At 65.2% G+C, this 19,535-nt stretch carries 13 protein-coding genes and 1 pseudogene; 2 read left to right on the top strand and 12 right to left on the bottom strand.

Annotated elements, in window-relative coordinates; translation table 11 throughout:
- Positions 1–9,479, bottom strand: a 9,479-nt coding sequence (locus QMZ05_RS35340; RefSeq protein WP_353704955.1) for an Ig-like domain-containing protein, incomplete at its 3' end; no start/stop codon positions are given.
- Positions 9,480–9,988: 509 nt separating this feature from the next.
- Here QMZ05_RS35340 and QMZ05_RS35335 point away from each other — a divergent pair.
- Both QMZ05_RS35335 and QMZ05_RS35330 read left to right on the top strand, forming a co-directional pair.
- Positions 9,989–10,885: a hypothetical protein gene (locus QMZ05_RS35335; protein ID WP_353704954.1), complete on the top strand. Its 897-nt coding sequence runs from the start codon at positions 9,989–9,991 to the stop codon at positions 10,883–10,885.
- Positions 10,886–11,221: 336 nt separating this feature from the next.
- Positions 11,222–11,470 carry a hypothetical protein gene (locus tag QMZ05_RS35330; protein WP_353704953.1) on the top strand — a complete coding sequence of 83 codons (249 nt, stop codon included), beginning with the start codon at positions 11,222–11,224 and terminating at the stop codon, positions 11,468–11,470.
- Positions 11,471–11,655: 185 nt separating this feature from the next.
- On the opposite strand, the gene dhaK is transcribed toward QMZ05_RS35330, so the two are convergent.
- From dhaK to QMZ05_RS35275, 11 genes and pseudogenes are all read right to left on the bottom strand, one after another.
- The gene (gene dhaK, locus QMZ05_RS35325) at positions 11,656–12,639 is read right to left on the bottom strand and encodes a dihydroxyacetone kinase subunit DhaK (RefSeq protein ID WP_353704952.1); all 984 of its coding nucleotides are present in this window, start codon (positions 12,637–12,639) and stop codon (positions 11,656–11,658) included.
- Between the two features lie 36 nt (positions 12,640–12,675).
- On the bottom strand, positions 12,676–13,101 hold the full coding sequence (locus tag QMZ05_RS35320) for a hypothetical protein (protein ID WP_353704951.1): 426 nt from the start codon (positions 13,099–13,101) through the stop codon (positions 12,676–12,678).
- Complete coding sequence (ptsP, locus tag QMZ05_RS35315; RefSeq protein WP_353704950.1) at positions 13,091–14,710, bottom strand: phosphoenolpyruvate--protein phosphotransferase; 1,620 nt, start codon at positions 14,708–14,710, stop codon at positions 13,091–13,093. Before ptsP ends, QMZ05_RS35320 begins: the two co-directional genes overlap by 11 nt.
- Positions 14,711–15,022, bottom strand: coding sequence for an HPr family phosphocarrier protein (locus QMZ05_RS35310; RefSeq protein ID WP_194458348.1), 312 nt, complete (start codon positions 15,020–15,022; stop codon positions 14,711–14,713). It lies immediately after the preceding gene.
- Positions 15,023–15,045: 23 nt separating this feature from the next.
- Positions 15,046–15,438 carry a dihydroxyacetone kinase phosphoryl donor subunit DhaM gene (dhaM, locus tag QMZ05_RS35305; RefSeq protein WP_050419392.1) on the bottom strand — a complete coding sequence of 131 codons (393 nt, stop codon included), beginning with the start codon at positions 15,436–15,438 and terminating at the stop codon, positions 15,046–15,048.
- Positions 15,435–16,058 (bottom strand): dihydroxyacetone kinase subunit DhaL, encoded by a 624-nt coding sequence (dhaL, locus tag QMZ05_RS35300; RefSeq protein WP_353704949.1) that lies wholly within the window; start codon positions 16,056–16,058, stop codon positions 15,435–15,437. The genes dhaM and dhaL overlap by 4 nt, the downstream gene beginning before the upstream one ends.
- A gap of 21 nt (positions 16,059–16,079) precedes the next feature.
- Positions 16,080–17,105, bottom strand: coding sequence for an ABC transporter ATP-binding protein (locus QMZ05_RS35295; RefSeq protein ID WP_353704948.1), 1,026 nt, complete (start codon positions 17,103–17,105; stop codon positions 16,080–16,082).
- Positions 17,098–18,195, bottom strand: coding sequence for an ABC transporter ATP-binding protein (locus QMZ05_RS35290; RefSeq protein ID WP_353704947.1), 1,098 nt, complete (start codon positions 18,193–18,195; stop codon positions 17,098–17,100). Before QMZ05_RS35290 ends, QMZ05_RS35295 begins: the two co-directional genes overlap by 8 nt.
- 4 nt (positions 18,196–18,199) lie before the next feature.
- Complete coding sequence (locus tag QMZ05_RS35285) at positions 18,200–18,415, bottom strand: hypothetical protein (protein ID WP_353704946.1); 216 nt, start codon at positions 18,413–18,415, stop codon at positions 18,200–18,202.
- Positions 18,412–19,374, bottom strand: coding sequence for a carbohydrate ABC transporter permease (locus QMZ05_RS35280; protein WP_021076440.1), 963 nt, complete (start codon positions 19,372–19,374; stop codon positions 18,412–18,414). The genes QMZ05_RS35285 and QMZ05_RS35280 overlap by 4 nt, the downstream gene beginning before the upstream one ends.
- A pseudogene (locus tag QMZ05_RS35275) lies at positions 19,371–19,535 on the bottom strand (sugar ABC transporter permease); the annotation flags it as partial. The pseudogene QMZ05_RS35275 and the gene QMZ05_RS35280, both read right to left, overlap by 4 nt.

Here is a 19,535-nt window from a genome sequence, read left to right as displayed (position 1 = left end):
CTGACGTCGATGTTCTGATTGGCGCCTTGCGCCACGCCGCCGACCACAAAGTGACCGCTCGCCGGATCGGACGTTGAATCCCAGAACTGATAGGCCGTGATCGAATCACCATCGGCGTCGCCGACCGAGAACAGGCTGGAGGCCGCGAAACTCTCGCCGTGGGCGGCGTTGACATCCGAAGCGGTCACCACCGGAGCGTGGTCGATTGGCGCGTTGACGTGGAATTCCTTCCAGGCGCCCCACATCGTGCCGTCATTGGCGCGCACCCAGAGGTCGTCGGAGCCGGAGCCGCTCTGGAAGCTGGTGCTGGCGAGTTGCGCGGCGCTGACGTCGATGTTCTGATTGGCGCCTTGCGCCACGCCGCCGACGACGAAGTGGCCGCTCGCTGGATCGGACGTTGAATCCCAGAACTGATAGGCGGTGATCGAATCGCCATCGGAGTCGCCGACTGAGAACAGGCTGGAGGCCGCGAAACTCTCGCCGTGGGTGGCGGTGACATCCGAAGCGATCACCACCGGAGCGTGGTCGATTGGCGCATTGACGTGGAATTCCGTCCAGGCGCCCCACATCGTGCCATCATTGGCGCGCACCCAGAGGTCATCGGAGCCGGAGCCGCTCTGGAAGCTGGTGCTGGCGAGTTGCGCGGCGCTGACGTCGATGTTCTGATTGGCGCCTTGCGCCACGCCGCCGACCACAAAGTGACCGCTCGCCGGATCGGACGTTGAATCCCAGAACTGATAGGCGGTGATGGCATCGCCATCGGCATCGCTGGCCGAGAACAGGCCCGTGGCCGCGAAGATCTGGCCGTGGGTGGCAGCGACATCTGAAGCGGTCGCCACCGGACCGTGCTCGATTGGCGCATTGACGTGAAACTCGACCCAGTTGCTCCAGAGCGTCCCGTCGCTGGCGCGCACCCACAGATCTGCCGAACCCGAACCGCTCTGGAACATGGTGCTTGACAACTGAGCCGGCGTGACGTCGATCGCGCTGCTGGAGCCCTCGACAACGCCATTGACGATCCAATGTCCCGCTGATGGGCTAGATGAATCCCAGACCTGGTAGGCTGTAATGGCGTCGTTATCGGCATCGCTGGCCGAGAACAGGCTGGTCGCCGCAGCGATTTGATTGTGGATCGCAGCATAATCGGACGCAGCCACCACGGGCGCGTGCAGGTCAATCGGCGACGTGACGGTTGTCTTGGCCCAGGGGCTCCAGACGTTGCCATCGAAAGCACGGACCCACAGATTATCAGCGCCGCCCGAACCGCTTTGGTAACTCGCCAAGGCCAATTGCGACGCGGATACAAGGTTATCCTGCTGCGCAGCCAATATCTGACCGTTAAGAGTGACGTGGCTGCCGCCCGTCCCAGTGTCCCAAACGTCGTATTGCGTGATCGTATGGCCGGGCGATGCCGATCCGCCAAACAGGCTGGTGAGCGCAAAAGTCTGTCCGCGCGTTGCGCTGACGCTTGCAGACAGCGGGCTGACGATCACTTCGGTGGGGAAGTTCGTGACGTCGATGCTCAGCGTACTCGTGGGATCGCCTCCGACGATCCTCCAGCCGTCATCGACGGTGAATCCGAAGGTCTCGGTCGCCTGCTGGCCCACGGCGACGGCGCCGGCATTCGGCGTGTAGGCGTACGATCCATCGGCATGGACGACGAGCTGGCCGTAGACGCCCGCGACAGTCGTCGTGCCGTTGACGTTGTAGCTGTGCGTCGTTCCGTCTGAAGTCGTGACGCTGACGGCGCTCACCACGGGATGATCGCCATCCGGGTCGGTGGTGCCCGACAACAGGCCGTTCGCCGCCGCGGTCGTCAGCGGTTGCGACACATCGGCCGTTGCGGTCTGGGCCGTGACCACGGGGGCTCGATGTGGGAAGACCTGAATGACCAACTCAGCGGTGTCAGTCGCGCCGTGCGGGTCCGCCGCCGTATAGTAGAAGATCTCGTTCACGGACTGATGGCGATCGAGCCCGATAAGCTTGGCTGGATCCACCACGTAGCCGTAGGTGCCATCATCGTGCAGGGTGAGCGTGCCGTAGAGGCCGGCGATGCTCGCCTGGCCATTGATCAGCGGCGTTGTGCCGGCGACGCCGGTTGCGGCTGCGCTGACGATCTTCAGCAGCGCCGCGTCGCCAGGATCGGGGTCGGTCGCCCCCGCCAACAAGCCCTTGTCGCGCGTCGTCACCGCGACGCCCGCCGACGGCCCGGTGAGGGGTTGCTGGTGGCTGAAGTCGTAGAGTGTCGGCGGGTCGTTCTTGCCCGTAATGGTCACCGTGATCGTGGTGGTGGCCGGCACGACCTGGGGGTCGCCGACCGTCACGTTGTAGGTTTGTGTCAGGGTCTGGCCGGCCGCCAGCGACGCCGCATCTCCGCTGTTGAGCGAGAACGTCCAGCCGATGTTGCCGTGCGGCCGGTCGCTGTAGTCGAAGGTGATCGTTCCGAGATAGCCGCTGCCAAGGGGGGTTGCCGTCGCCGTGTTTTGGTAATTGGCGCCCGACACGTTGGGCCCGCTCGCCGGGTCCGGGTCGGTGAACGTGATCGTTCCGCTGGTCGTCGCGACGAAGGTGACCGGCTGAAGGCTGATCCCGTCGATATGCGTGGCGCGATTGTCGGAGGCGCTCGCTTTGAAGACGTTGACGTTCAGCCTCGTTGATGTTGCCGCACTGTTGCCGGAAGCCGGATCGTGGAGAATCTCGACATAGTGGGTATAACCACGGGCGTCCGTCGCGACCGCCTTGGCGTCCCCGGTTCCCACCCCATAGAGTGAGTTCTGGATGACAGTCGCGTAGGGACTATCGCTCCACCAGTCCAGCTCGTAGTAGAGGCCCGGCTGAACCGCAACGGTCTGGCTAAGGGTGACGTTGTTGTTAGTCCCGGGCGCGAAGCTGAACGCATAATTGCCGTCGTGCGGATCATTGGCTGTGACCGACGGTGTCGGGCCGCTCCCCGACACGGTCCAACCGGTCAGATCGCCGGTCTCGAACGAGCCGTTGGTGAGGAGGTTCGACGGAGCGGGAGCCGCTGTCCGCAAATCGATGGTGCCCGTCGAGGGTGCCGAGGTGATCACCGGCGGATCGTTGATGGGTGTGATCTGGGCGCCCGTCGTCGCCGAGACCGTTGCCATGCCGTCGGTGACAGACAGATTGAAATGGGCTCCGTAAAACCCATTGTTAAGGTTCGAATAATCGATGGCGAGGTTCGGAGTTGCTGTGAAGACGAGCCCCTGCAGATCGGCCGTGACGGATGCGGCCGAACCTGATGTCGTGTAGGTGCCCGTCGAGGCGTTGAACGTGCCGGCGCCGAGATTCGAGAGCGTGCCGAGCGCGCTGTTGAACGTCAGCGTGACATGCTCAATATCGCTCGTATTGGGATCCGAGATGACTGCGGTCGCGAATGGATGGATCGACTGCTCGTCCGTCATATTGCCTTGGACGAGGCCCGTGATGGACGGCGGAGAGTTCGTTCCCGTGAGCGTCACGGTCACGGTCTGGTGCACGACCGAACCCAGGTTGTCGGCAAACGCAACGTCGTAGCTTTGCTTGATGGACTGGCCGGCGCCGAGGTAGCTGATGCTGTTCCAGTCCGTGAGGGTATAGGTCCAGCCGAGCGTGCCCTCGCCGCTGGTTCCGTCGCGCACCACGTTGCCGAGCGCGAAGGTGCCGACATAGCCGGTGCCCTCCGGCGTGAAGGTGGCGTTCGGCGTGACAACCGGGTCGTTGAACGCAATCGTTCCCGAGAGGATGGACGACTGTGTATACTCGATCTCGTGAACCGAAACATTGTCGAGATGGACCGGCGCAGCCCCCGCTTGCGTCGCCGCGTCAAATTGGATCGTCGACAACACGCTGCCCGGGAGCATCATCGAGTAGGTGGCATAGTCCTGCCCGGCCTGAAGGGTCCATTGCGACTTGAAGGCCGGCGGATTGTTGATGTTTGCATACGCGGCGAGCCAGAAACTGGCGGCCTGCGCACCTGCATCGTTGTTCGCAACCGAGAACGTGATCTGGTACCACTTGCCGGCACTGACCGCGACTGACGGCTCGAGCCATGCCGCGGCGTCGCCCGAGGTGAGCTCGGCAGATGACGACGAACCGACGCCCCCGCCTCCGACGGTCACGGTGGCGTGCTGTCCATTGTAGGTCCAGCCGACGAGGCCCTGCTCGAAATCGCCGTTCTGGACGAGGTTCGGGCCGAGTGTGGCAGCGTTCGCACCACCCGAGGCCGTGGTACCTGCCGCCTCGATCACCGGCGCCGTGTTCGCGGCGGGCTCGATGAGCGTCAGGGTCGCAGTCGCGCTATGCCCGGCGCCGTCGCTGACAGTGTAGGTGAAGAGGTCGGAGGCGGTCGTGCCGACGGGCAGGTTGTCGAAGGCGGCATTGGGGGTGAATGTGTACGTCCCGTCCTGCTTGACGAACAGCGTGCCGTAGGTGCCGGCGATCGTGGCGCCGTTGGTCGGGTCGACCGCCACGGCCGGCCCGTTCGCGCCGAGCTGGATAAAGGTCACGACGAGGTGGTCGTTCGGGCCGCCGAGGTCGTTGGCGAGCAGGCTCGCGCTGCCGGCCTGCGGGATGCCGGCATCGGCCTTCACGCTGTTGACAATCGTCTGGGTGTCGTTTTGAGGCTGCAGCACGATGTGGACGGTCAGTCCGCTCGACGCGCTGCTCGTGCTGCCGGCGCGGTCGGTCGCCGTGACCGTCACGGTGTGGTCGCCATGGGCGAGCGGTGAGGTGACGATGCTATAGGCGCCGTTCGCATCCGCCACGCCGTGTCCGATCACGGTGCCGTCGGTGTCGTAGAGCGTGACGGTCGAGAGCGCTTCCGCAGTGCCGGTGAACTTCGGCTGCACCAGGCGGGTGATGTCGTCGCCGCTCGAGGGGCCGGTATCCGACGCAGGGTCGAGGATCGGTGCTGCCGGCGTCGCGGGCGCCTGCGTGTCGACCGTGATGGTGCGGGCCGCGGAGGGCGCGCCGATGTTGCCGGCCGCATCGACCGCGCGCACCGTCAGCACATGGGTGCCGTCGCTCAGCGACGCATCGAGATAGTAGAAGCCGAACGCCGACGCATAGTTCGCCGCACCCAGCAGCGTGTTGCCGTCATAGACGTAGAATGTCGTGTAGGGCGGGTCGAGCGTCGGCAGGATGGTGATGTAGTTGACATTCGTGATGTCGCCGATCGTGGAGTTGGTGAAGATGCCGCCGTGCTTGACAATCCCGAACTGCGGAGGTGGGCCGGGCGGCGTGCGATCGACGGTGTAGGTGTCGCCGTAGCTCGTCGAGACGATGTTGCCGGCCGCGTCGGTGCCTCCCGTCGAGACCAGTTGCAGCGTGCCGTCGCCGGTGCCGGTCGCGACTGTGACGATATAGTGGGTCGCGTCGGTCGCCACGACACCCTGGATCGAAGCGCCCGTCGGCCCGTTCGCGATCAGTGCGAAGGAACTGGCCGAGATGCCGTTCACCGGCTTGGAGAACGCGACGGAGTAACCGACCAGGGCGAGATTGGTGGTGGCCCCCTGAATGCGCGTGACCGTCGCAACCGGCGGTGTGTGGTCCACCTGCACGGCGTATGGGTCGGATTCCGTGCTGGTGTTGCCGGCCGCATCGGTCGCCGTCGCCCAGAAATAGTAGGCGTCGCCGTAAGTGTTGTTCGGCGTCGGCTCCGTCACGGTCCAATGGCCGGCCCCGTCGGCAATCGTCGTCTCGTAGGTCGCGATGGCATAGCCAAGGCTGTAGTTGAACGGCCCGGCATAGAAATCAGGCCGGTAGGGGACGGCGTAGACCGTGACCGTGCTGCCGGCCTCGGCTGTGCCGGTCAGCACGATGTTCTGCGCGTTGGTCAGGTGGTCGCCGACCGTGCCCGTATCCGGCGAGAAAGCAGCGATCGTGGGCTGGGCGGGCGGATCGCGGTCGACCGCGTGTGCGGCGAGCGTCGCGCCGGAGGATGCGATTGGATTGCCGACCGCGTCGGTGATGACGGCATTGGAGGCAAACGCGAGCGCGAGGCTGCCGGTCCCCGATATGTCGCTCAGGTGAACGTCGTAAACCGTGCTCGAGAGCGCCGTGACCGAAAGGTTCGCGCCGGCCGTGCCGGTGTGGTTGAGCACGAAGTCATTGGCACCGACGCCCTGGACCGCCTCGCTGAAGGTGACGGTGAAATCGGCGGCGGCGGCGCCGAGCGCCCCTGCCGCCGTCGTCGTCAGCACCGATGGCGGCGTCTTGTCGATCGTGGTGGCCGCCGACGTGATGGTGGTGACGGCGACCGGATTGCCGGCGGCGTCGGTACCGTGCGCCGACGTATAGCTCAGCGTCAGCGTGCCGTCGCCCGAGCCGGTAGCGATGGTGACATCATAGCGTGAGGCGGCTCCGTTCGCGCCCGCATTGAGCGCAGTGAACCCGGTCACCTTCGCGCCGGTCGGTCCTGACGCCAGCACGCTGAAATCGCTCAGCTGGATGCCCGCGACCGGAGCGGAGAGCGCAAGCGAATAGTGCAACGTCGTCGCATTGGTGACCGCCTGACCGAGCGCTGTCAGGCCCGAGACCGTCGGCGCTGTGGTGTCGATCGTGATATCGAGCGGGGCCGACGCCGGACTGACATTGCCGGCTGCATCGGTCGCCGTCGCGACGAAAACATGCGTGCCATCGGCGAGGATGCTCGGGACCGTGAAGGTCCAGGTCTCGCCCGTCGGCAATGACGTGCCCGTCTCCGGCGTCGTCAAGGCGTTACCGGCAAGCACGCCGTCGATATAGATCTTGACGGTCGCGCCGTATGCGGCCGCTCCGGTGATGGTCGGCGTCGCGTTGGAGGTGACATTGCCGCTGCCGCCGATACCGGTCACGGAGGTGGTCGCGAGGCGGGTCGGCGCGGCCGACATCACGTCGAGCAGGATCGAGGCTTGCGTCGTGCTGGAAGTGGCGAGACCGATATCGGAGTGCCCGTCGCCGGTGACATCGCCGAGACCGGTGACGGTCAGGTCCTGGTTGGTCCCCGGGGGCAGATCGATCGCAAAGCCGTTCAGGCCGTTCAAATTGGCGACGTCGATGTTTCCCCATGCGCCCTTATGGCCGAGGATCACATAGGCCTGTCCGCCATTATGAGTCGGATCGCCGACGATGAGGTCGTCGATGCCGTCACCGTTCACGTCGCCCACGTGGCCGACGACCGACAACGATGCATCGCCGGTGGCCTTCGAGTTCGTGATCACGAACCCGTTGGTGCCGTTGAGGTCGCTCGGCATGAGGTGCGCCGGGAACGCGCCGGCATGGCCGAAGATGACATAGGCCTTGTCGCCGGGACCGCTGATCAGGATGTCGCCGTAGCCGTCGCCGTTGATATCGCCCGCCGCGACGACGTGTTGCTCGCCAGTATCGAAGCTGTCGTAGTTGGAAGAGCCGAACGTGAATCCGTTGGTGCCGTTCAGGTTGCTGATGTCGAAGCTCGCGGGACCGGTCGCCGTCGTCGCATGGCCGAACACCACGTAGGTCGGTCCGGCATTGCCGATCGTGATCGCAACGTCGGAGTAGCCGTCATGGTTGACGTCGCCGAGCCCGGTGACCTGATAATTGTAGCGCCCGTTATAATCGGCCGGTGTGATGATCTGCAGGCCGGTCGCGGCGGTCAGATTGCCGACATTGACGGGCGTGTTGCCGGTGGTGCCGAGCTTGCCGTAGATGATGTAGGCGCCGCCGACGCCGCCATTGCCGTGGGTATCCAGCGAGCCGACGATGAAGTCGGGGATGCCGTCGCCGTTGAAGTCGCCCGCGCTCGCGACCGACGTGCCGAGCGAGCCGTATTGGGTATTGCCCTGAATCGCAAAGCCCTGCTGCGGCGTCAGATGGTTGACGTCGATATTGCTCAGCCCGCTTTTGCTGCCGTAGATCACGAACGCCTCACCGACCGAGTACTGGCCGTTGAGATTGACGCCGGGGGTACCGACGATGAGGTCGTCGATCCCGTCGCCGTTCACGTCGCCGGCGGAGGCGACCGTGATCGTATTGCCGCTGCCCGCGAAGAGGCCGTCGATCTCGAAACCGTGGCTGCCAAGCGTGCCGACACTGGCGGGGCCACCCGGCCCCCCGTATTCGACATAGACGCGTCCGCTCTGCGTCCCGTCCGGATTCTGGACCAGCACCGAGTAGGCGACATCGGCGCAACCGTCGCCGTTGAGGTCGCCCGCGGCCGCGATCTTGGCGCCGAGGAAGCTCGTATTTGCGGGCGCCGTGACGGTGACGGCCTGCGCGGACGACAGGTTCGCGACCTGGATCTCGGGCTGGAACGCGCCAGCAGGCGCGCCCAGATCCGCCTGCGACGGATCGATCGTGATGGTGAGCGCACCCGAGGGCGAGGTGGTCTGCCCATAGGCGGACAGCTCAGCCGTGATCTGATGCTGCCCGGCGCTGAGCGGCGTCAGGACATTGGCGCGCCACACGCCGCTCGGCGTGACGACGGTGGTGGCCGCGAGTGTCCCGTCCACGAACAGCTCGAGCGTCTCGCCGGCTTTGCCTGTGCCGATGAAGCTCGGGGTCGTGTCGGCGGTGAGATTGTCCGTACCGCTTGGGCCGGTGTCCGAGGCGAAGACGAGGTCAGGCACCGAGGGTGCCGTCGTGTCGAACGGCTTGACGATATCGACCGCATCGCTGGTCGCGTAACTCTGGCTGAGATTCCCGGCCGCGTCCGTGCCGCCGGTGCCGTTATAGGTGAGTTGCAGCACCCCGTTGGTTTGCCCGGTATCGAGCGTCACGAGGTAATGCGCGTTGGCTTGCGCGGTGCCGGCGTAGTTCGGATCCAGTGCGACTGATTTAATAAAGGCGTGCAGCGGCACCTGGTTGTGCGGGTCCCGGATCGTCAGATCCGACAGGTTCAGACCGTAGACGTTCTCGGAAAATGTCAGATCGTAGGTGACGGTCTGGCTCGTAACGACGGCAAGCCCGTTCGCGTCCGCGCCGGTGACGGTGGAACGATTTCGATCGAGCGCAAAGCTGCTGACGGTCGGCGCGGCCTGATCGACGGTGACTTGCAGCCGGTCGGTAAAGTGGAACTTATAGTCTTCGTTAAAGACGCCGCTGGCACGTTCATATTTAATGTTGTTGAGGACCGCGCCCCACCCGTCATTGAGATCGACTTGGGGATCCTGGTAGACGACCGTTTGGCTATAGTCGAAGGTGAGATCGGCGGAGAGGTTGTGAACGATATCAAGACCGCTGGTCGGTGTCGGCAGATTGACCGTCACCGTCGTATCGTAGGCGGCAAGACCGTTCACGTAGTGGAGGGTCGCCTGATAGGTGCCGACGACTTGACGGGCTGATATCAGTTGGCCGGATATCGGGTCGACGTACGTGTAGCTATCCGTGATGACGATCGGCCCCGGCGCAAAGAAGTTGATATGGAGCTGGATCGTGCTGTCGTTGGTGATCGCGTCGGAACTCGAGATGCCGGTGTCGGTGCCGTTGACGAGGCCTTCGATTCCGTAATTCACGGACATGCCGCGCACTCCAATATGTTCGAGCGTCGCCGTTGAACAGCGCGCACGCGACCGCTTGACGGACGCGCGCGTGTTCGCGGCCCGTCTGAACCCTTATTGAAAGCGGTTTGAAATGAGACCAGTAACCTGACGAGCGGGAATCGCGACCTCGGAGGTGCTTGCTACCCGGCTTGCTCGCACACCGGACCGCGACTGTCGTCAACGGTTGCAGCCTTATCAGACAGCGCATCGTCGCGGTATGGAACAATTTGCGTGGATCGGAAAACTCGCAGGTCACCACAATCACTTGCGCGACACCTCTCCCCGCAAAAATACGGATCCTGCCAACCCTTGCAATCGAGGGCCGGATTGCGAGGCGACCGATTGGACAACCAGGAGCAGCCCCCCGTTCCGCCGCCGTCCGGTCACCGCCGCCGCGCGTGGCGCTTATTTCACGGGTTTCCTCCAGGGAACGTTGAACCGATTGGGTTTCACCGATATGCACCCGCATCGATCCGCGAGGCCCGCAGATGCAGACTCCTCCCCTACCCGTCCTCGGCACCATCCACTCCCCCGAAGAAATCCTCGCCCATCCACGTTTCCCGGCCGCCCGCGCGGCCTTCATCGACGCGGTGCTCGCGTTTCACGAGGGCGATCAGTTCACCAGCCGGCTGATGGTCGAGACGATGCGACAGGTGACGTTCAGCCTGCTCGTGATCCTCCATCTCCGCCATGACGAAAGCGACCGTTCGACATGGCCGACCCCGCAGCGGCTCAAGGCTGTAATAGCGCCGTACGGCTTGGCGAGCCCACGCCGGATCGACGCGTTGGTGGCCCGGCTCGTGCATCTTGGCTATCTCGACTCCCGCCCCTCGGAGCAGGACGGGAGGGTGCGCATTCTCACGCCAACCCCCAAGATGATGGCGCTCGATCGGGAGTGGCTGGTCTACAATTATGTGCCGCTGAACGTGATGTTTCCGGGCGACTATGCCGAGCCGATTGCGCGGGATGCTCCGTTCCAGAGCGCCCAGCGGCTGGTCGCTCTCGAGTTTTCCGCGCATGGCGCAAACGTCATCGCCAGCAATCCGCCGGTGATGCGGTTCATGCACCGCGATGCCGGCATCCTGGTCCTGATCAAGCTCATGCAGATGGCCGCCGAAGGTAGCGCCAAAGATGGCGCCAAGGATGGCGCGAAGGGTCTCTCCTACTCGGCGATCGGCGTCCGGTTCGGCATCTCGCGGACTCACGTGCGGGCGCTGCTGGAAGACGCGGCCGAACACGGCGATGTGAGCCTTTCCGGCCGCGGCGGACGCCTGGTCGAGCTGAGACCCTCGATCCTGCAGGCATTCGACCGCTTCCTCGCCGACGCGATGTCGTCGCACGACTGGACCTACAAGCTCGCGCTCGAACGGATGCGGAAGGGGTAGCGGCGGCGGCCGCGGGACCCGACCTTTCCCGATCAATTGCGCCGGCGTGAAGGCGCGAAGCCCGACCGAACTGCGCAGCCTCATTCCGGCTGCGCAGATTTTCCGCGTTAGGAATCCTACACCAATTTTTCCATCTCACGAATCCACGCAAAATGTTCCATTGGTGCGGTTGAACTTCCTGCTTATCCAGACGGACACACGACAGATTGCGTCGCTTCGGGTCCGAACAAAAAACTGATCCTGGCGACCGATATCCACGCTAACGCGTGCGTTGATCACCGCATGCGTATTTTTGAAGCGAACTTGATGTTTTGATCTGGAAAGATTGGAAACGCAGTGGCTCAATCAGCTTCGGTCCTCGCAGGCTATTCAAAGCGATCTCAATTCACGGCGGGTGGTTTGCCGCTTGCCGGCATTTTCCGACTGCCGCTGATTTGGGCCGAGCGCTCGCGTTTCAGGGCAAGGCTGCGGGACGATCTCAAGAACGAGCCGCATATCCTGGGCGACATCGGCATTAATCTGTGTGACGCGCAGGCCGAAGCGGCCCGGTTTTTCTGGGAGCCGGTCTTGCTTACGAACGACTGAAACCATTTCGCAACGAGATCGGAATGGCCACGGCCGACGAGCAGATCTTTGGCCACTCCACGAAGATGCGCTCATGCCGGCACCAATCGCGCGTTAGGCCCTGGTACGGGCGCCGCGGATCGCACTGTCATCGCTTTGAGCGGAGCCTTGTTGACCGGCATCCAGGCCGATGACAGCGGCGACCATCACCATTTCAATGCCGCCGTGCGCACCGGGGCGTCCCACAGCGCGGTCGTCTCGGCATCGAGCAGGCTCACCGTGAGCGAGCAGCCGGCCATATCCAGCGAGGTGACGTAGCTGCCGACTAGCGAGCGCGCGATGCGCAGGCCGCGTTGCTCGAGCATGCGGCGCGCCGCGTTGTACATCAGATAGAGCTCGATCGTCGGCGTGCCGCCGAAGCCGTTGACCAGCAGCAGGGCCTCGGAGGCCGCGGGGGCCGCGAGATCGTCGGCGATGGCGGTCGTCATTTCCGACGCGATCGCGTCGGCCTGTGCGAGCTTGACACGGCGGCGGCCCGGCTCGCCGTGGATGCCGACGCCCATCTCCATCTCGTCCTCGCCGAGCGCGAAGGTCGGCGTGCCCGCAGCAGGCACCGTGCAGCTGGTCAGCGCCACGCCCATCGAACGGGTCCGCGCGTTGACGCGCTCGCCGAGCGCGACGCAGGTCGCAAGATCGGCGCCCTTCTCGGCGGCGGCGCCGACGATCTTCTCGACGATCAAGGTGCCGGCGACGCCGCGGCGCCCGATGCTGTAGGTCGATTTCTCGACCGCGACATCGTCGTCGGTCACGATGGTGGCGGTACGGCCTTCCGCGATCTCCGCCGCCATCTCGAAGTTCATGCGGTCGCCGGCATAGTTCTTGACAATGAACAGCACCCCGGCATCGCCCGCGACCGCCTGCGCGGCCTCGACGATCTGGTCCGGCGTCGGCGAGGTGAACACCTGTCCGGGACAGGCGGCATCCAGCATGCCGTGGCCGACGAAACCGGCATGCAGCGGCTCGTGTCCGCTGCCGCCGCCCGAGACCAGCGCGACCTTGTTGCGGTTCAGCTCGCGGCGGCGAACGAATTTGCGCTCGGCGCCCAGCGTGACCAGATCGGCATGCGCCGCCGCGAAGCCGTCGAGGCTTTCGCTGAGTACGTTGTCGACCGCATTGATGAACTTCTTCATGGTGTCCTCCCCGCTTCGTCGGTCCGGCGTTTTCGCCTATTTTTCCTGCATGATGCCGATCAGGCGCCGCGTGAATTCCTGCAGCAGCGCGTCGAGCTCGGCATTGCGTTTGGCGCTGCCGAGATCCGGCAGATGCAGCGTCAGCGTCCGCTCGTGCGATCCCTCGCTCAGCCGGCCGACGCGGCGCGGATGCGCCCGCGCATAGGCGCGCAAGAAGGCGGCCTTCGCCTGTGGCGGGAAGTGGCAGACATCGAAGATCGTGTTGAGATGCTGCACCGGGATCGGCACCGGATAGGCCGGATTGCTGATCTGGCTGACGAAACTGCGGTTCTTGCCCATGGCATGAGCGAGGCGCAGCCGCATGCCGGACGGGCGGCTCTCCAGCACTTCCTTGAAGATGCGCTTGTAGGCCGCAACCGCGCCGGCTTCGGGCGCTTCATCGGCCGCCGTGTCAGCCAACACCGCCTCCGCTGCTCAGCCGGTCGATGGTCTGCTTGATCTGCGCCAGCGCCGATGCGTTCACCGACAATTCGCGCAGGCCGCAATTCAGCAGCGCGGGAAGACAGCGCGGATCACCGGCCATGTCGCCGCACAGGCTGACACTGACGCCGGCGCGGCGGCCGTGCTCCGCGGTCCGCGAAATCAGTTCGAGCACTGCGGGATGCAGGGGGTCCATCAGGGGGGCAAGAGCTCCATTGGAACGATCGCAAGCCAAAACATATTGCGCGAGATCGTTCGAGCCGATCGAGAAGAACGCCGCCCGGAAGCTCGAAATCGCCAGGGCCGCCGCGGGGACTTCGACCATGATTCCCAGCTCCGGGAGCATCGCGGCAATGCCGTCCGCCTGCAAGCGCTGCACGACGTCGGCGAACAGCTTCCGCCCCGCCTCGAGCTCGTCAGCCTGCGTCACCATCGGGAACATGACCTTGAGATTGCCGCGCACCGCGGCGCGGGCGAGCGCGCGGAGCTGGATGGCAAAAATCTCGGGCCGGGCGAGGCAGAGCCGCAAGCCGCGGACACCGAGGAACGGATTGGCTTCTCCGTCGAAGGTAAAGCCGGGCACCGGCTTGTCGCCGCCGGCATCGAAGGTGCGGATCGTCACGGGGCGCTGGCCGGCCCAGCGCAACACCGCGTCATAGGCCTGGAATTGGGTCTCCTCATCCGGCAGCTCGCTGCGCCCGGCGAGCAGGAATTCCGTCCGCATCAGACCGATGCCGTCGGCATATTGCGCATCCGCATGCTCGAGATCGTCGACGCGCTGGATGTTGATCAGGAGCTTGATGTGCTCGCCGCGCCACGAGGCGGTCGGCCGCCGCAGGATCGCACGCGCGGACGCCCGGCTCTTGCGATGGCTCTCGCGGCGCTTCTCGAAGATGCGCACCTGCTCGGCGCTGGGATCGAGCTCGAGCGTCGCGCCTTCGCCGTCGAGCAGCGCCGTGGCGCCGGCATCCGGAATGGCGCCGAGCTGCACCACCATCGGGATGCCGCGCGCGCGTGCCAGCATCGCGACATGGCTGGTCGGACTGCCGTGCAGCAGCGCGAGGCCGCCGCCGCCGGACCAGTCGATCTCCAGGAAGCGCGACGGCGGCAGGTCGTCGGCACAGACGACGCCTCCGCTCGGAATCTTCAGCGGCTCGCCCGCGTCGCCGCGCAGGATGTGGACCACGCGGTCGCGCAGGTCGGCAAGGTCCGACGAGCGCGCCTGCAGATACTCATCCGCCGCCGCATTGTACTCCGCGATCTGCTCGTCGAGCGTCGAACGCCATGCGACGTCGGCAGGACGCCCCTCGCCGATCGACGCGAAGATCTGTTCGATCAGGTCCTCGTCCTCCAGCAATGCGACCTGGAATTCGAGGATCTGCGCGGCTTCGCCGCCGGCGCTGGCGGCAAGATCGGCGATCTGCCCGCTGGCGAGATCGATCGCCTTGCGCAAGGCAAGCGCCTCCTCGACCAGCGTGCCGGCCACCCGCTCGCCGCCTGCGCCCACATCGACGCGGACCAGCGGACCATGGGCAAAGCCGATCGAGGCGGTCCTGCCGCGGTAAGCCGATCCTGCAGCACCGCCCTGCATCTAGCCTGCTCCATCCGGGAAATCGCTCGCGACCAGATCGACCAGCGCCGCGACGGCGGCCTCGGCGTCGCTGCCGGACGCCTTGATCTCGATCGTGCTGCCGTGCGCGGCGCGCATCGCCATGATCTTGGCCACGCTCTTGGCGTTGATCCACTCGGGCGCACCCGCGACCCGCACCGAGATCTGGGCCTGGAACTTCTTGGCGAGCTTGGTCAGCTTGACCGCCGGGCGCGCGTGCATGCCGACCGCATGCACCAGCCGCACATTGCCGGTGAAGATCTGTCCGTCCGCTCTATCAAGCATGCTCATCATCCATTCATCGCATCGCCGACATCTCAGTCGGCAGAGAGTTCCTCGGCCACCGCCTTGACCTGGGCCAGCGAGCTGCCGCCTGCCGCCTCGGTCGCCGCCATCACGGCGCCCTCGACGATCGGCGCGTTGCAGACGACAACGAGATCGCGCCGCGCCGGCTCCAGCATCTCGACCGCCATTTCGCTGTTGGTCTCGGCACCGCCGAGATCGACCAGCACCGCGACGCCCTTCGGCGACCAGGCGGCATTGATGGCGTCGATGATCAGCGGCACGCTGGTGCCCAATCCGCCATCGGGATTGCCGCCGCAGAAGGCCACCTTGACCTCGCTGCCGACCATCTGCCGCACCATGTCGGCGGTTCCCTTGGCGATGTCGCTGGAGTGCGAGACGATCACGATCCCTACGGTGTCGGTCATGCCCGTGCCTCCAGGCCCGCGCACACCGCCTGCACCAGCACGCAGCTCGACCGCGCGCCGGGATCGACATGCCCGACGCTGCGCGCGCCGAGGAACGACGCGCGCCCCTTGGTGGCCTGCATCGGCGCGGTCCTTTCGACCGCCTCGGCCGCCGTGGTGCGCACCCGCGCAATCAGATCCGGCTGGCCGGCCGCCGACTTCAACGTCTCCAGCACGGGAACCAGCACATCCAGCATCGTCTTCTCGCCGACATGCGAGCGGCCGCGCGCGCTCACCGCGTTCACCGCGCTGCCGAAGACATCGGCGAGATCCTCGGGCAGGTGCTTGTCGTGCGAGAGCGCCTCACCCGCGGCGAGAAAGAAGCTGCCATAGAGCGGCCCGGAGGCGCCGCCGACCGTCATCACCAGGGTCTTGCCGATCATCTTGAACGCTTCGTCGAGCGGCTGCGCCGAGATCGCATCGAGCTTGCCGAGCACGGCCTCGCAACCGCGCTTCATGTTGGTCCCATGGTCGCCGTCGCCGATCGCCTGATCGAGGCTCGTCAGTTCCGGCGCGCTGGCGATGACCTGCTCTGCGGCCGCCTTGACCAACGATTTGAATGTCTCTGATGGCACCGACATCTCTCCGATCCTCTCGCCCCTCTAATGAACCGCCGCGGGGATGCGCTGCCCCGCACGGTCGAAACACAACGGACGCACCAGATGCAAGTCGACCTCCTGGCCGGCCTGCAGCGGCTGATGCGGATCCGCCAGCGTCACCAGCGTCTCGCCCTTATAGTCCAGATGAATATGATTCTGCTCGCCGAGGTGCTCGACCCGGTGCACGCGGCCGACCATCTGGCCGCCATTGCGCGCAGCGAGCTGAAGATGCTCGGTGCGAATGCCGACCGTCTCGGTTCCAGGCGGCATCGCGACATCGGCGAGCAGGCGAGCCGGCAGGAAGTTGATCTGAGGCGTCCCGAGCCGCGAGGCCACGTAGCTGCTGGACGGGCTTTCGTAGATTTCGCGAGGCGTGCCGAGCTGAAGCAATTGGCCGTCTTTGATCACGCCGATGCGCGAGGCCATCGTCATCGCCTCGACCTGATCGTGGGTGACATAGAGGATGGTTGCGCCGAGCTCGATCTGGATCCGCTTGAGCTCGAGCCGAAGCTCGCTGCGGAGCTTTGCGTCCAGCGAGGACAGCGGCTCGTCCATCAGATAGATCGAGGGATCGCGGACCAGCGCGCGGCCGATCGCCACACGCTGCATCTCGCCACCGGACAGCCGGGTGGCGCGGTTGTTCAGCTTGCTTGCGATGTGCAGCAGCTCGGCGGTCTGTTCGACCCGCTTGCGGATGATCGGCTCCGCCACCCGCCGCGCCGGAGAGCGCAGCGGAAACGCCAGGTTGTCGTAGACCGTGAGATGCGGATACAGCGAATATTGCTGGAACACGAACGCGATGTCCCGCGAGCCCGGCGGATCGTGGGTCACGTCGCGGCCGTCGATCATGACGGAGCCGGCATCAGGGCTCTCCAGTCCGGTGATCAGCCGCAGCGTGGTGGTCTTGCCGGCGCCGCTCGGTCCGAGCAGCACCAGGAATTCGCCATCGCTCACCGTCAGCGAGAGGTCGCGGACCGCTTCGACTGCGCCGAAGCGCTTGGTGACGTTGCGCAGGGTGACGTCAGCCATGGCGCGGGCCCTCCCCGTTGGCGGTCCGGATCGCAAGGCCGCTGCCGATGTCGAACAATGCCAGCCGCTCGGCATTGAATTCGAGCCCGATGGTTTCGCCGATCTGCACCGACGCACTGGAGGATAGCCGCGCCGCGACCCGGCCATAGGCCGTGTCGACGGTGACGATCTGGGTGGTGCCGAGATATTCCGCGCCGAACACCTCGCCGCGCACGGCGCCTGCATCGGCGAAGCGGATATGCTCCGGACGGACGCCGAGCGCCAGCGGCGCGTTGGCGCGATCCTCACGGATCTCCGGCACCGCAAGGCTGGTGTCGTGGAAGCTGACCGCGCGATCGCCGGATCGCAGGCCGCCCTCGAAGCGCAGGAAGTTCATCGGCGGCGAGCCAATGAAGTCGGCGACGAACATGCTCGCAGGCCGATCATAGACCTCCTGCGGTGTGCCGATCTGCTCGACCCGCCCCTTGTTCATGACGGCGATCTGGTCGGCCATCGACATCGCCTCGAGCTGGTCATGCGTGACATAGACCGTGGTCGCCTTGATGCGATCGTGCAGGTCGCGCAGCTCGCCGCACATCAGATGGCGAAACTCGGCGTCGAGCGCGCCGAGCGGCTCGTCCATCAGGAACGCCTTCGGCCGCCGCACCATGGCGCGGCCGAGCGCGACGCGCTGCCGGTCGCCGCCGGAGAGTTTCGAGGTCTTGCTCGACAGCAGATGCTCGATCCGCAGCATCCGCGCGGTCTCCTGCACCCGCTCGCGGATCTCGCGCCTCGCCATGCCCTGGCACTTCAGCGGGAAGCCGATGTTCTCCCCGACATTCATGTGCGGATAGAGCGCGAACAGCTGGAACACGAACGCGATATCGCGGGCGGCGGCGCGGTGGAACGTGACGTCCTCGCCATCGAGCAGGATCTTGCCTTCGGTCGGCAGCTCGAGGCCGGCGATCATGCGCAAGGTCGTGGTCTTGCCGCAGCCGGAGGGCCCCAGCATCGCGAAGAACGTGCCGTCGTCGATCGTGAAGGTCGAGCCTTCCACCGCGGTGAACTGATCGAACGACTTGCGCAGGTTTTCGATGCGGATCTGTGCCATGGCCCTATTCCGGAAAATGGCTGACGATGACGAAGCCGACCGTGCCGGCGAGGATCGTCACGAACGAATAGCTGTAGAGATCGATCGACCAGGGCTGCACCAGCATGATGATGCCGCCTCCGATCAGGGTCATCGCGATGGCCTCCCACGGCCCGCGGCGAAACCAACGCGCCACGCCACCCCGAGTTACGCCATCCTTGGCAATCACCGAGCCGCTCATTTGCGCACCGCTCCGAAGGTGATGCCGCGCAGCAGGTGCTTGCGGAGCAGCACGGTGAACATGACGATCGGGACGACGAACAGCGTGGTCGCGGCGGCAACCGCCGGCCAATCCTGCCCACCCTCGCCGATGATGAAGGGAATGAACGGCGGCATGGTCTGCGCCTCGCCGCTGGTCAGCAGCACCGCGAAGGCATACTCGTTCCAGGAGAAGATCAGGCAGAAGATCGCGGTCGCAGCTATACCTGTGACGGCCTGCGGCAATACCACCTTGCGCAGCGCCTGGAGCCGCGTATAGCCGTCGACCAGCGCCGCCTCCTCATATTCGCGCGGAATCTCGTCGATGAAGCCCTTGAGCAGCCAGACTGCGAGCGAGACGTTGACCGCGGTGTAGAGCAGGATCATGCCGAGCCGCGTGTCGGTCAGGTTGAGCTGCCGGTACATCAGATAGATCGGGATCGCGACTGCGACCGGCGGCATCATCCGCGTCGAGAGGATGAAGAACAACAGATCGTCGGCCAGCGGAATGCGGAAGCGCGAGAACGCATAGGCCGCGAGCGTGCCGAGGAAGACCGCAAGGAAAGTCGAGCCGAAGCCGATGATCAGCGAGTTGACGAAGCGCGGCACGACCTTCGACGGCCCGGCGATCACCATGTCCCGCTTGCGCACCAGCTGGTCGTACCAGGTCTCCGGCGGCGGCAGCTTGGCGATGAAGTCCGGCGTCTGGCGCGTCCGCACGGTGAACAGGTTGACATAGCCTTCGAGGGTCGGCTCGAAGATCACCTTCGGCGGATAGGCGATGGCGTCGCTCTGCGACTTGAACGCGGTGGCGACGATCCACAGCAGCGGCAGGATCGTGATCACGGCATAGAGGATGACAAGGCCGCCGGCGAACGCCTTGGTGCGCGGCGAGGCCTCGACGATCGAATGCGCGGTGGATCTGGTGGCGGCAGCGGTCATCGTTGCTTCACCTTGTTGAGCGTCTTGACATAGATGTTGGCGGCACCGAACACGGTCACGAACAGGATGATGGCGAGCGCCGAGGAGTAGCCGGTGCGCCACTTCTCGAACGCCGCGCGCTTCAGCGAGATCGACACTAGCTCGGTGGTCGAGCCCGGCCC

This window comes from Bradyrhizobium sp. INPA03-11B (assembly GCF_040446015.1).
Lineage (GTDB): Bacteria > Pseudomonadota > Alphaproteobacteria > Rhizobiales > Xanthobacteraceae > Bradyrhizobium > Bradyrhizobium macuxiense_A.
The sequence above is the reverse complement of the archived record's forward strand: the minus strand, read 5'-3'. Positions and strand labels throughout refer to the sequence as shown.